The sequence below is a fragment of the Laedolimicola intestinihominis genome (assembly GCF_040096155.1).
In the GTDB taxonomy this organism is placed as follows: Bacteria; Bacillota; Clostridia; order Lachnospirales; family Lachnospiraceae; genus Laedolimicola; species Laedolimicola intestinihominis.
In genome coordinates this window covers 19132-32194 of sequence record NZ_JBBMFE010000017.1, presented here as the reverse complement: position 1 = coordinate 32194, position 13063 = coordinate 19132, and the positions used below count along the sequence as shown (strand labels likewise).

Sequence of the window (13063 nt, the reverse complement as noted above, 5' to 3'; positions counted from 1 at the left end):
ATGTATCAAGTAAGACGATAAAAGGAGCTATGAAAAATGGAATACATCTATAAAACAAAAGGCACCTGTTCTTCCAAGATCCGCCTGGACATCAATGACGGCGTAGTCACCAATGTGGTCTACACCGGCGGCTGCGACGGCAACCTGAAAGCCATCCCCCGCCTGGTGGACGGCATGACCGTGGAGCAGATCGAGGAGAAATGCAAAGGCATTCACTGCGGCTTCAAGTCCACATCCTGCGCTGACCAGCTGGCCTGCGCGGCCAGAGAGGCTTACGAAGCAGAGAAGAAGCAAAAATAAGAGCAAAGACACATTCCGGGAAAAGCCGATACAAGAAGTGCGGCTTTTCCTTTTGCTTTTCCGGAAATTTCGCAAAGAAATTTGGTTTTGGGAATTGTAAAGTTATTTTATATGGAATATACTTTGGATAATACGGAAAAATCCAGAAAGAAAAGAGAGAACAGTATGGCAGAGACAGAACTTCGAATCCGCCGGGCGACACTGGCAGACGCGGAAAGTATTTTGGATATCTACAGACCTTACGTGGAGGAAACCGTCATTACCTTTGAGTATCTGGTGCCGAGCCTGGAGGAGTTTCGGGAGCGCATCGCCCATACCCTTGAGAAATATCCCTGCATCGTGGCGGAGCAGGACAGCGGGATCGTGGGTTACGCCTGCACTGGTGTGTTCAAGGACCGGGCGGCCTACGACTGGGGCGTGGAGACGACCATCTATGTGAAGAAGGACTGCAAGCGGGGCGGCATCGGCAGGAAATTATATACAGCATTGGAAAAGGTATCGGCAGCCCAGCATATCCTGAACCTGAACGCCTGCATCGGCTATCCGGAGGTAGAGGACGAGTATCTGACCCGGGACAGCGCCCATTTTCACGAGCATCTGGGATACCGGCTGGTGGGAGAGTTCCACAAGTGTGGGTACAAGTTCGGCCGCTGGTACGATATGATCTGGATGGAGAAACTGATCGGCGATCACACGGCAGAGCCGAAGCCGGTGGTACCGTTTCCGGAGTTGGACGAGCTGACGCTGCATAAGTGCGGCATCGAATAGGAGATGAATTTACAATGATCAGACATGCGGAAATACAGGATTTAACGGCCATCGAGGCCGTATACGCCCACGCGCGGAAATTCATGGAGGAGACCGGCAACCCGAACCAGTGGGGCAAGAACCACCCGCCCAGGGCGACGCTGGAGAACGCGATCGCGGCCCGGAAGCTCTATGTGCTGGAAGAGGACGGCGCGATTCACGGTTCCTTCTACTTTGCCATCGAGGAGGAGCCCAATTATCGGAAGATTGACGACGGCTCCTGGCTGTCCGATGTGCCCTACGGCGTGATTCATATGGTGGCCAGCGACGGCACGATTCATGGATTTTTACAGCAGATCGTGGCTTTCTGTGAGTGGCAGACGAAGCATCTGCGCATCGACACGCACCATGACAACAAGGTCATGCAGCACGTGATCGCCAAGAACGGCTTCAGCCGCCGGGGTATCATTTATCTGGTAAATGGGGACGGTTCCGCCCGCATTGCTTATGAGAAGCTGGGAGAATAAGCGGCCATGAAGCTTTTACTGACGGCGATTAACGCCAAATACATCCATTCCAACCTGGCAGTCTACAGCCTCCGGGCTTCCGCCGGATCCATCCGGGATCAGGTGAAGCTGGCCGAGTTCACGATTAATCATCGGACTGAGGAAATCCTGCGGGATATCTACCGGAAAAAGCCGGACGTGCTGTTCTTTTCCTGTTATATCTGGAATATGGTATATGTGACGGAGCTGACCGCCGAGTGCAAAAAGGTTATGCCGGGAGTGCCCATCTGGCTTGGCGGGCCGGAGGTATCCTACGACGCGGAGCAGTATCTCCGGGAGCACCCGGAGGTGGACGGGATTCTCTGCGGCGAGGGAGAAGAGAGTTTTCGGAGATTGGGAGAATGTTATGTAAACCGCGAGGCGGACGTGGAGCATTTGTTGCAGATACCGGGGCTGGTGTTTCGAAGAAATCTGACTCCTCAAAAGAAAAACGAAGAAACCGTTCCAAGTTTTACAGAGCACTCAAACAAGAGTTATGTAAACTACGGAGCGGAAGCGTGGGAGGTGGAGCAGATTCAGACGAATCCCCCGGCGCCCCTGGTGGATCTCTCCACCCTCCCCTTCCCCTATCAGGAGCTGACCGACTTTGAAAACCGCATCATCTACTACGAATCCAGCCGCGGCTGCCCCTTTTCCTGCAGCTACTGCCTTTCTTCCATAGATAAGAGCGTGCGTTTCCGGAGCCTCGAACTGGTGCTGCCGGAGCTGCAGTTCTTCCTGGATCGGAAGGTGCCCCAGGTGAAATTCGTGGATCGCACCTTCAACTGCCGAAAGAGCCACGCCATGTTCATCTGGCGATACCTGTTGGATCATGACAACGGCGTGACGAACTTCCACTTTGAGATCACGGCGGATCTGCTGGATGAGGACGAGCTTGCGCTTATCGCGCGGATGCGGCCGGGTCTGATTCAGCTGGAAATCGGCGTCCAGTCCACGAACCCGCGGACCCTCGAAGCCATTTGCCGAAAGACAGACCTAGACGGGCTGCGGGCTGTGGTGGCGAAGGTACACGCAGGGAAAAACATTCATCAGCATCTGGATCTGATCGCGGGTCTGCCCTTCGAGGATTACGAGAGTTTCGGACGCTCCTTTAACGATGTCTACGCCATGCGGCCCGACCAACTGCAGCTTGGCTTCCTGAAGGTCCTGAAGGGTTCCCGGATGCACCGGGAGGCGGAGCAATACGGCATCGTCCGCCGGGCGCTGCCGCCCTATGAGGTCTTATGTACGCCCTGGCTGCCCTTTTCTGACGTGCTGCGCCTGAAAATGGTGGAAGAAATGGTGGAAAACTACTATAATAGTCATCAATTCGATGAGACGCTGGATGCCCTGGTTTCCAGGTTTCCGTCGCCCTTCGCGTTCTTTGAGCAGTTGGCGGAGTTTTACGAGGAACGGCACGCGGAGCAGCGAAAGCATTCCCGGGTGCAGCGGTATGAGTTGTTGCTGGCCTTCGCGCAGAAATCATTTCCGGAGGAGGAGCAGTCCTTCCGGCAGCTTCTGACCATCGATTACTATCTGCGGGAGCGGGCCAAGGCGCGGCCTTCCTTCGCGCCCGACCAGGCGGCGTATAAGGAGCAGCTTTCAGAGATCCTGCGGCAGACAGGGAAGCAGAATCATGTGGAGGCGGTGCCCGCAGGAGACGGACAAGTCAAATATCTGGTCTTCGATTATGAGAACCGGGAACCGCTGACCCACGCCGCGAGGGTGATAGAATATAAAGAATAATAAAATCAGACTAAAACAGCGCAAACAGAAGGCTTGAAGGAATTTTAGTGCTAAGATACAGAAACAAGGCGCAATCAGCCCAGACAAGGACAGAGTATGCGCGCGGTAGTGAATGATACAACAGAACGGAGAACATACGATTATGATAAAAAACTACATCGCCCTGGATCTGGAGACCACCGGCCTTCACCCCTCCGAGGACCGTATCCTGGAAATCGGCGCGGTAAAAGTAGTGAACGGAGAAATCACGGATCGCTATGAGACCCTGGTGAATCCGGGCATGGCCATCAGCCCCCGCATCCAGGAACTGACCGGCATCAATGACGCTATGGCGGCGACCGGAAAGGATACGAAGACAGCCATCACAGAGTTGCTGGAGTTTTGTGAAGAACTGCCGCTTCTGGGCCACAATATCCTTTTCGACTACAGCTTCGTAAAGAAAAACGCGGTCAATCTGGGCCTGACCTTCGAAAAGGACGGCGTGGACACTCTGAAAATCGCCCGGGCGCTGCGGCCGGATCTGGAGCATAAAAACCTGCCTTACCTGTGCGCCTATTATAAAATCGAGCAGGAGCGCGCCCACCGGGCATCCGACGACGCCTGCGCGGCTATGGAGCTCTACAGGCGGCTGGCGATGGAATTTCCGGACAGCCCCGAAGAACTTTTTGCGCCAAAGCCCCTCATTTGCAAGGTAAAAAAGCAGGGTCCGATTACGCCTGCGCAAAAAGGATACTTGAATGATCTGATAAAATATCATAAAATAAGCTTAAGTGTGCAGATTGACACATTGACTAAAAACGAAGCGTCAAGAATCATAGATAAAATTATTTCCGAGCATGGGAGGATTTTAAGATGAACTGGTACGATAAGAAAAGCCGAAAAATCATTTCCACGATTATCATCGTTATCGTGGTTCTGGCCATGATACTGCCGATGCTGACCTACGCGCTGTAAGAGTCTTTCGGGCAGGAATGCATCGTGGCGGAGAATCCGGCAAAACAGGATTCTATTTTGGAAAAAAGAGGAGATATTATGAAAAAGAGACAGTTACTGACAGCGGCTGTACTTTGCGCAGCCTTTCTGGCGGGCGGCACCACTGCGCTGGCGGCTGACAATTCAGCCATTCACAGCGGCGTCTATGTGGACGGCATCGACCTGTCCGGCATGACCCGGACCGAAGCGCTGGACGCCCTGAACAGCTATGTGGATGAGATGGGCGAAGAGACGCTGACCCTGCACATCGGCGACAATGAGCTGACCCCGACCCTGGGCGAGCTGGGACTGATCAGCACCAATGAAGACGAGATTCTGGAGGAAGCCGTACAGCTTGGCAAGACCGGCAATATCATCAGGCGTTACAAGGACCGTAAGGATTTGGAGCATGAGAACAAGAATTATCAGCTGACCTGGGCGCTGGATGGCGAGCTGGTCACGGATTATGTAAACAATCAGTGCAAGAAATTTGATCAGGAGGCCGTGGACGCGACCCTGAAGCGGGAAGGCGGTTCCTTCCGGATTGTGGACGGACAGACCGGCATTGTGTTGGACGCGGACAGCTCCATTACCCTGATTACCGATTTTATAGAAAATGAGTGGGATCACACCAACGGTTCTCTGGATCTTCCGGTGGAGACCGATTATCCGAGAGGAACGGCGGAGAAACTCAGTAAGGTCAAGGATGTGCTTGGCACCTTTACCACCAGCTACAGCACCTCCGGCGCGGCCCGCTGTCAGAATATTGCCACCGGAACCGCCCATATTAACGGTACGGTGCTGTACCCGGGAGACACCTTCTCCGCGTATGAGGCAGTCAGTCCATTCTCTGAGGCCAACGGCTACGCTATGGCAGGATCTTACCTGAACGGCAAGGTGGTAGACAGTCTGGGCGGCGGCATCTGCCAGGTATCCACCACCCTGTACAATGCAGTTCTCCGGGCGGAGCTGGAGGTGACAGAGCGTTCCAACCATTCCATGATCGTGACCTACGTGGAGCCTGCGGACGACGCAGCCATCGCGGGAACTTATAAGGATTTGAAGTTTAAGAATACACTGGACGCACCGGTCTATATTGAGGGCGTGACCAGCGGCAAGCAGGTGACTTTCACCATTTATGGACAGGAGACCCGTCCGTCCAACCGGACTCTGAAGTTCGAGAGCGTCACTTTGAGCACCACGGAGCCGGGTGTACAGATTATCGCGGACGCGGGTCAGCCCATCGGCTATATCACCCGTGAGAGCGCGCACAAGGGCGTGGTAGCGGAGCTGTATAAGCATGTCTATGTGGGCGGTAAGGAAGAGAGTGTCACCAAGGTCAATAAGAGTAACTACAAGGCGACGCCCCGGACGATTACGGTGGGTATCGCGGGCGATCCGGATCTGTCCAATGAACTGCAGGCAGCCATTGCCACCCAGGATGAAGCTACGGTCAACGCGACCCTGGCGTCCTGTGTCGCGAGAATGCAGTAAGGGATACACACAAAGGAGCGGACAGCATGAAGGTCGGAAAAGTTTCAGAGACAATTTTAAAGAGAAGTATTTTTAAGCAGATACATACGAAGCGGGACGAGGTGCTTCTGGGCGCCGGCGTGGGCGAGGACTGCGCGGCTATGAAGCTGGCTCCCGGCGAGATTTTCGTGATTTCCACCGATCCCATTACCGGAACGGTGAAGGATATCGGCACTCTGGCTATCCAGATTACCGCAAACGATCTGGCCAGCAGCGGCGCGGAGCCGGTGGGCGTCATGCTCACAGTGCTTCTGCCCGAGGAGATCGAGGAGGCCGACATTAAGCAGATGATGGGCGAAGTGGAAGAAGCCTGCGCCCGGTTCCATATCCAGGTCATGGGCGGCCACACCGAGGTCACCCGGGCAGTCAATCAGCCCATTATCAGCGTCACAGGCGTGGGCAAGGTGCAGGAGGGACATCTGGTATCCACCGCGGGGGCAAAGCCCGGTCAGGATATCCTGGTGACCAAATGGATTGGCGTGGAGGGCACCTCTATCATTGCCAAAGAGAAGGAAGAGGAGCTCCGGAAACGTTTCCCGGCGGCATTCGTGGAGACGGCCAAGGGCTTTGACCGGTATATTTCCGTGGTAGAAGATTCTAAGATTGCGGTGAAGCACGGCGTCAGCGCCATGCACGACGTGACTGAGGGCGGCATCTACGGCGCGCTTTGGGAGGTGGCGGAGGCGTCCGGCGTCGGCCTGGAGATCGACCTGAAGGCTATTCCTATCCGTCAGGAGACCGTGGAGATCTGCGAGTGCTTCGAGCTGAATCCTTACTATCTGATTTCCAGCGGCTGCATGCTGATGGCGGCAGACCGGGGACACGATCTGGTGCGGGAGCTTGAAAAGGCCGGCATTCCGGCGGCGGTCATCGGCAAAGCCACCGACGGCAAGGCCAGGCGCATCGTAAACGGCGAGGACGAGAGCTTTCTGGAGCGTCCGAAGACAGACGAATTATATAAAATCTATGAATAAGATTCCGGGGTGTTCCTGATTCAGACGCCCCGGCTTATAATAATATCCTGACGGGAGGGCGAAAGCAATGAGAGAAAAAATTTTGACATTCATTGAGAAAAACAGCCGCGTGGATTTGGCGGATCTGGCAGTGATGCTGGGAGTAGAGGAGGCGGCGGTCGCCAATGAGATCGCGGATATGGAAAAGGAAGGTATTATCTGCGGTTATCATACCCTGATTAACTGGGATAAGACCAGCGAGGAGAAGCTGACAGCCCTGGTAGAGGTCAAGGTTACCCCCCAGCGCGGTTTCGGTTTTGATAAGGTGGCGGAGCGCATCTACAATTACGCGGAGGTGGACAGCGTCTACCTGATCTCCGGCGGCTTTGATTTTATGGTGATGATCGAGGGCAAGACCATGCGAGACGTGGCGCAGTTCGTATCCGACAAGCTGTCGCCGCTGGATTCCGTTCTCAGCACTGCCACACATTTCATATTGAAAAAATACAAAGACCATGGTTCAATTATGGCACATGAGAAAAAAGACGAAAGGATGCTGGTGACACCGTGAGAAACCCATTATCAGACAAAGCAGTTTCAATTCCCTGGTCCGGCATCCGTAAATTCTTTGATGTGGTAAATGAGATGCCAGACGCCATTTCCCTGGGCGTGGGCGAGCCGGATTTCGATACCCCCTGGCATATCCGCGACGAGGGTATCTATAGCCTGGAAAAAGGCCGGACCTTTTATACCTCCAACGCAGGCTTAAAGGAGCTGCGTGAGGAAATCGTGCGCTATCTGGAGCGCCGCATTCATGTAAGCTACGACCCGCTCCGGGAGGTGCTGATTACCGTAGGCGGCAGCGAAGGCATTGATATGGCCTTCCGTGCCATGCTGAATCCGGGCGACGAGGTGCTGATTCCCCAGCCCAGCTACGTATCCTATGAGCCCTGCTGTGTGCTGGCCGACGGTGTGCCGGTGATCATCGAGCTGAAGGAGGAGAATGAATTCCGCCTGACTGCCCGGGAGCTGCGGGACGCCATCACAGACAAGACCAAGATTCTGGTACTGCCGTTCCCGAACAATCCCACCGGCGCGATTATGACCCAGAAGGATCTGGAGGAAATCGCCGAGGTCATTATCGAGAAAGACATTTACGTGCTGTCTGATGAGATTTATTCCGAGCTCAGCTACGCGGGCGACCATGTATCCATCACCAGTATTCCGGGCATGCGGGAGCGCACCGTGCTCATCAACGGCTTTTCCAAGGCCTATGCCATGACCGGCTGGCGTCTGGGCTATGCCTGCGGACCGGCGGAGATTCTCAGCCAGATGACGAAGCTCCATCAGTACGCGATTATGTGCGCACCCACCAACAGCCAGTACGCAGCAGTAGAGGCTCTGAAAAACGGCGATGAAGACGTGGCGATGATGCGGGAGTCCTACGACCAGAGACGCCGTTTCCTGGTACATACCCTGCGGGAAATGGGACTATCCTGTTTCGAGCCCTACGGCGCGTTCTATATCTTCCCGAGCATCCAGGAATTTGGCATGACTTCGGAAGAATTTGCTACCCGGTTCCTGATGGAGGAGAAGGTGGCCGTGGTTCCGGGAACAGCCTTCGGAGCCTGCGGCGAGGGATTTCTTCGAATCTCCTATGCGTACTCTCTGGAAGACCTGAAAGAAGCCACAGGCCGTCTGGCGCGCTTTGTGACGAAGCTGCGGGCGGAAAAGGGAGCGAAATAATGGCGTTCAATATCGTACTTTTAGAGCCGGAGATTCCGGCCAACACAGGCAATATCGGAAGAACCTGTGTGGCGACGGGTACCCGCCTGCATCTGATTGAGCCGCTGGGATTCCGGTTAAGTGAAAAGGATTTGAAGCGGGCCGGTATGGATTACTGGCCGCAGTTGGATGTGACAACTTATGTAAACTACGAAGATTTCCTGAAAAAGAACCCGGGGGCGCGTCCCTATATGGCGACCACCAAGGGGCCGCGGGTCTATACCGAAGCGCAGTTTGAGCCGGACTGCTACATTATGTTCGGTAAGGAGAGTGCCGGTATTCCCGAGGAGATCCTTCTGGAAAATCAGGAACGGGCTATCCGTATTCCCATGCTGGGCGACACCAGATCCCTGAACCTGTCCAACTCCGTGGCCATCGTGCTCTATGAGGCCCTGCGCCAGAATGATTTCCCGGGCATGCGCCTGGAGGGACACCTGACCAGATACGATTGGAAATAAAGAGACTGAAAAGGAATAAAGGCAATGAAAAAGCATTCACTTCGGATGAAAATGGCATATCGGTTGGGAGCAGCCGCCCTTGCGCTTTCGCTTGGGTTTACTTCCTATGCAGTGCCGGATCAGAGCGACGTGGATGATATCCAGAACGAGATCGATAAGACACAGGACGAGATTGACAAGACCCAGAGTGAGATCGATGCTACGAAGGATAAGAAGGACCGGCTGCAGCAGGCCAAGTCTGAGATGGAGGATTATCTGAAGAAGCTGAACCAGCAGTATTCCAGTCTGGAGAGCCAGATTTCCGAGTTAAATAAGCAGATCGAAAACAAAAAAGCGGAGATTGAGCAGGCGAAAGGAGAGCTGGAGGCGGCGAAGGCCACCGAGGAAAAGCAGTATGCGGACATGAAGGCGCGAATTCAGTACATGTATGAGAATCCTCAGAGCTCCTTCATCGAGATTCTGCTGGAGTCCGGCGATTTTGCCGGCGCCCTGAACCGGGCGGATTACGCGGCGCGGATCAGCGCCTACGACCGGGATATGCTGGAGGCTTACGCGGCCCACAAGGCCGAGATTCAGGAGCAGGAAGAGAAGCTGGAGGCTGAAAAAGAAGCCCTGGACGAAATGCAGGCTTCCGTAGAGAAGAAGCAGAGTGAGGTATCCGCCCTGGCCAGCAGTACATCCGGTAAAATCAGTCAGCATGTCAGTGATATCGCAGCAGCCCAGGCCGATCTGGACGGCAAGAGCAATACGCTGGCAGGCCAGCAGGAAGTGCTGAAGCAGCTGATAGCAGAGAAGAAGAAAATCGAGGCTCAGATCGAGGCGTCAAAAGCAGCCGAGATCATTGGTTCCCTGGGCGATGTAACCGGTGTAAGGACCACGGATTTGGAATATACCCAGTATGGCGCGTACAGCGCAAGTGACGATGAGGTAAAGGCGTTGGCGACGCTGATTTACTGCGAGGCAGGTAACCAGGGGGCGGAAGGCCAGCTGGCTGTGGGCGCTGTCGTTATGAACCGTATCCGGGATCCCCGTTTCAGCCAGGGCGATATCATGAGCGTGATCCGGGCTTCGGGTCAGTTCTCTCCCGTTACTTCAGGCCGTTTTGACCTGATGCTGACCGACGGCGCGGATTCCGTCACCGAATCCTGCTATAATGCTGCCCGCCGCGCTATCGCGGGCGAGTCCAACGTGGGTAACCGGACCTTTTTCCGGACTTATGCCAATTATCCGTCCTTAAGCGGACTTGTAATTGGCGCGCATATTTTTTCCTATACCTGGAATTATTCATCCTGACAATGAGGTCGATGCACAGAAGAAAAATCTCCTGTGCAACGGCTTTTTTTGTAAAAAATTAAAATAATCATATATAACCTATTGACAAAGTAGGTTAAAGGGCGTATGATTGCAACATCAAAACGACGTGAACAGTAAAAAAGGAGGATTATTATGAGAAATTTAAAATGGCTGAAGAAATCAACCGCATTACTGCTGACCATCGCACTGGCAGGAAGTCTGGCAGCATGCGGAAGCAAGGCAGACGAGGCTCCGGCAGCAGAGACCACACAGGAGACTGAGGCAGCTGCAGAGGAGACCACGGAAGACGCGGCAGCTGCAGAGGAGCCGGTGGCTGCAGAGATCGACAAGGACGCATTTGACGCGCTGCTTGCAGAGGGTATCGTAGCAGACGACGCTGACATCGCGGCAAGCGAGTGGGCTACCGCGGTAAAGGAAGCTGGCGTACTCCGCGTAGGCGGAACCAGAACCTCTTTCCTGTTCAGCCAGCTGGATGAGACAGACAACGGCATCCGCGGCTTTGATGCAGGACTGTATCAGCTGCTTGCACGCTACATCCTGGGCGATGAGAGCAAGTATGAGCTGACACAGGTAGATTCCAGTACCCGTGAGTCCGTTCTGACAAGCGATCAGGTAGACGCTGTATTTGCTACCTACTCCATCACAGACGCACGTAAGGAAGTCATTTCTTTCGCCGGACCTTACTACACATCCAAGCAGGCAGTCCTGGTAAAGGCAGGCAATACGGATATCACTGGCGTAGACGACCTGGCTGGCAAGATTGTAGCGACACAGTCCGGTTCCACGGGCCCGGACATCCTGGCTGAGTACGCGCCGGAAGCTACCGTTCAGGAGTTTGCCAACGACCAGGAAGCGCGTACCGCTCTGGAGCAGGGTCGTGTAGACGCATACGTAACTGACTACACACTGCTTCTGAACGCCATCGTAAAGAACCCGGGTGTTTATGAGATCGCAGGCGACACCTTCGGACCGGAGGACAACTACGGTATCGGACTTCCGCTGGATTCCGACGGCGTAGCATTTGTCAACGACTTCCTGAAGAAGATCGAGGACAATGGAACCTGGGCACAGCTGTGGAAGATCAGCCTGGGCGACCGCACCGGCATCGAGACCGTACCGGAGGCCCCGGTAATCGAGTAATTGAACCAAAGCCTAAAATAAAGACAGGGAGAAGGACCTTCAGTAGTTCTGAAGGTCTTTTTCCGCAGGAGGAATCCATATGGGTATTCAGGAACTTCTTTCCCAATACGGAGACAAATATATACAGGCACTGTTCGTCACCTGGAAGCTGACGGCAGTGTCCTTTGTGATCGCATTTCTGATAGGCATTCTCATTACCGTCATGCGGGTATGTCCCGTGAAGCCGCTCAGGTGGGTCGGAGACTTCTATGTGCAGATCTTCCGGAACATCCCGGGCGCGACCCTGCTTATTATGCTGGTCTACGCGCTGCCCTATCTGAATATGGTGCTTTCTTATTACACCTGTGTGTTGACGGCCACATCCCTGCTCCCGGCGGCGTTTTGCTCCGAGTACCTGATGGCCGGCATGAATACGGTGAGTATCGGACAGATCGAGGCGGCGCGGGCTCTCGGTATGTCCTTTGGCAAGATTCTGAAAAATGTAGTCATTCCCCAGGCCCTTCGTTCCAGCGTGCTTCCCATGACCAATCTTCTGGTGGCGACCATGCTGACGACGGCGCTGGCTTCCCAGGTGCCCATGAACCCCACGGATCTGACCGGTCTGGTGTCCCATATCAATACCAGAGCTGTGGGCGGCGTGACGGCTTTCCTGATTTCTGCGGTGCTGTACTGCGCGACGGCCGTGGTGATCGGACAGATCGGCAACCTGATTGACAGGAAAGTGAGGATTTTGCGATGAACAACGGACAGACATCCATACGGGACGCGCTCTATGAAGCGCCGGGCCCGAAGACACGCAGAGGAATCGCGGTGGGCACCGTGGTGGTGCTCCTGCTTCTGGCGGCGCTGATCTACGGCGTCATTCGTCAGTTCGCCATCAACGGACAGCTGGATGCCCGGTACTGGTCCTTTTTCACCCGGTATACCACCTGGCGGTTTATTGGAAATGGTCTTGCGGGTACTCTGACAGCTGCGCTGACGGCAGGCGTGATCACATTTTTCGCAGGTCTCCTTCTGATGCTTGGCAGAATCAGCGGCGTCAGGCCCCTGGAATGGCTCTGCACTGCGCTCATCGAGTTCAGCCGCGGCGTGCCGACCCTTTTGTTTATCTATTTCTTTTTCTTGGTGGTGCCCCAGCTTGGCATTAAGCTTCCGCCTCTCTGGAAGATTGCCACGCCGGTGGCCATCTCCGCGGCAGGCGTGGTGGCCGAAGTGCTTCGCTCCGGCGTCAACGCGGTGCCGAAGGGACAGACCGAGGCGGCAGTATCTCTGGGTATGCGGAAAAACAGCGTCTTCTTCAAGATTGTATTTCCCCAGGCCCTGCGTTACGTGGTTCCGGCCCTGATTTCCGAGGTGGTCATCGTGCTGAAGGATACCACCTTCGCTTATGTGGTAAACTACGCGGACCTGATGCAGAACGCAAAGGTACTGATCAGCAATTACGACGCGCTGCTTTCGGTTTATCTGGTGGTTGCAATTATCTACATTTTGATCAATTATATATTAAATAAGATTTCTGTGGCCATTGCCGGAAGAGGAAACAAGACAGAACCCGTGAGGAGCAGATAAG

The 13063-nt window shown here is 54.5% G+C and carries 14 protein-coding genes; all 14 read left to right on the top strand.

Going from position 1 to position 13063, the window contains the following annotated elements; all coding sequences use genetic code 11:
• Positions 1–36 precede the first annotated feature (36 nt).
• The 14 genes from WMO29_RS14625 to WMO29_RS14560 all read left to right on the top strand — a co-directional run bounded on the left by WMO29_RS14625 (position 37) and on the right by WMO29_RS14560 (position 13062).
• Positions 37–300 (top strand): TIGR03905 family TSCPD domain-containing protein, encoded by a 264-nt coding sequence (locus tag WMO29_RS14625; protein ID WP_178040132.1) that lies wholly within the window; start codon positions 37–39, stop codon positions 298–300.
• A 165-nt stretch (positions 301–465) separates the two neighbouring features.
• Positions 466–1068, top strand: coding sequence for a GNAT family N-acetyltransferase (locus tag WMO29_RS14620; RefSeq protein ID WP_178040133.1), 603 nt, complete (start codon positions 466–468; stop codon positions 1066–1068).
• Positions 1069–1082: 14 nt separating this feature from the next.
• Positions 1083–1574 carry an N-acetyltransferase gene (locus WMO29_RS14615; protein WP_178040134.1) on the top strand — a complete coding sequence of 164 codons (492 nt, stop codon included), beginning with the start codon at positions 1083–1085 and terminating at the stop codon, positions 1572–1574.
• 6 nt (positions 1575–1580) lie between these two features.
• Entirely contained in the window at positions 1581–3338 is a 1758-nt protein-coding gene (locus WMO29_RS14610; RefSeq protein ID WP_349165289.1) for a B12-binding domain-containing radical SAM protein, read from the top strand.
• Between the two features lie 142 nt (positions 3339–3480).
• Positions 3481–4194 carry a 3'-5' exonuclease gene (locus WMO29_RS14605; protein ID WP_349165288.1) on the top strand — a complete coding sequence of 238 codons (714 nt, stop codon included), beginning with the start codon at positions 3481–3483 and terminating at the stop codon, positions 4192–4194.
• A 176-nt stretch (positions 4195–4370) separates the two neighbouring features.
• Positions 4371–5804: a VanW family protein gene (locus tag WMO29_RS14600; protein WP_349165287.1), complete on the top strand. Its 1434-nt coding sequence runs from the start codon at positions 4371–4373 to the stop codon at positions 5802–5804.
• Between the two features lie 26 nt (positions 5805–5830).
• On the top strand, positions 5831–6817 hold the full coding sequence (locus WMO29_RS14595) for an AIR synthase-related protein (protein ID WP_178040137.1): 987 nt from the start codon (positions 5831–5833) through the stop codon (positions 6815–6817).
• Positions 6818–6884: 67 nt separating this feature from the next.
• Positions 6885–7367 (top strand): Lrp/AsnC family transcriptional regulator, encoded by a 483-nt coding sequence (locus WMO29_RS14590; RefSeq protein WP_158363919.1) that lies wholly within the window; start codon positions 6885–6887, stop codon positions 7365–7367.
• Entirely contained in the window at positions 7364–8542 is a 1179-nt protein-coding gene (locus WMO29_RS14585) for an aminotransferase class I/II-fold pyridoxal phosphate-dependent enzyme (protein ID WP_178040138.1), read from the top strand. The genes WMO29_RS14590 and WMO29_RS14585 overlap by 4 nt, the downstream gene beginning before the upstream one ends.
• A complete protein-coding gene (locus WMO29_RS14580) occupies positions 8542–9039 on the top strand; it encodes a tRNA (cytidine(34)-2'-O)-methyltransferase (RefSeq protein ID WP_349165286.1) in 498 nt (165 codons plus the stop codon). The genes WMO29_RS14585 and WMO29_RS14580 overlap by 1 nt, the downstream gene beginning before the upstream one ends.
• 24 nt (positions 9040–9063) lie before the next feature.
• Complete coding sequence (locus WMO29_RS14575; RefSeq protein WP_349165285.1) at positions 9064–10332, top strand: cell wall hydrolase; 1269 nt, start codon at positions 9064–9066, stop codon at positions 10330–10332.
• Between the two features lie 153 nt (positions 10333–10485).
• A complete protein-coding gene (locus tag WMO29_RS14570) occupies positions 10486–11493 on the top strand; it encodes a glutamate ABC transporter substrate-binding protein (protein WP_349165284.1) in 1008 nt (335 codons plus the stop codon).
• 79 nt (positions 11494–11572) lie between these two features.
• On the top strand, positions 11573–12232 hold the full coding sequence (locus tag WMO29_RS14565) for an amino acid ABC transporter permease (protein WP_349165283.1): 660 nt from the start codon (positions 11573–11575) through the stop codon (positions 12230–12232).
• Positions 12229–13062 (top strand): amino acid ABC transporter permease, encoded by an 834-nt coding sequence (locus WMO29_RS14560; RefSeq protein WP_349165281.1) that lies wholly within the window; start codon positions 12229–12231, stop codon positions 13060–13062. The genes WMO29_RS14565 and WMO29_RS14560 overlap by 4 nt, the downstream gene beginning before the upstream one ends.
• Position 13063 lies beyond the last annotated feature (1 nt).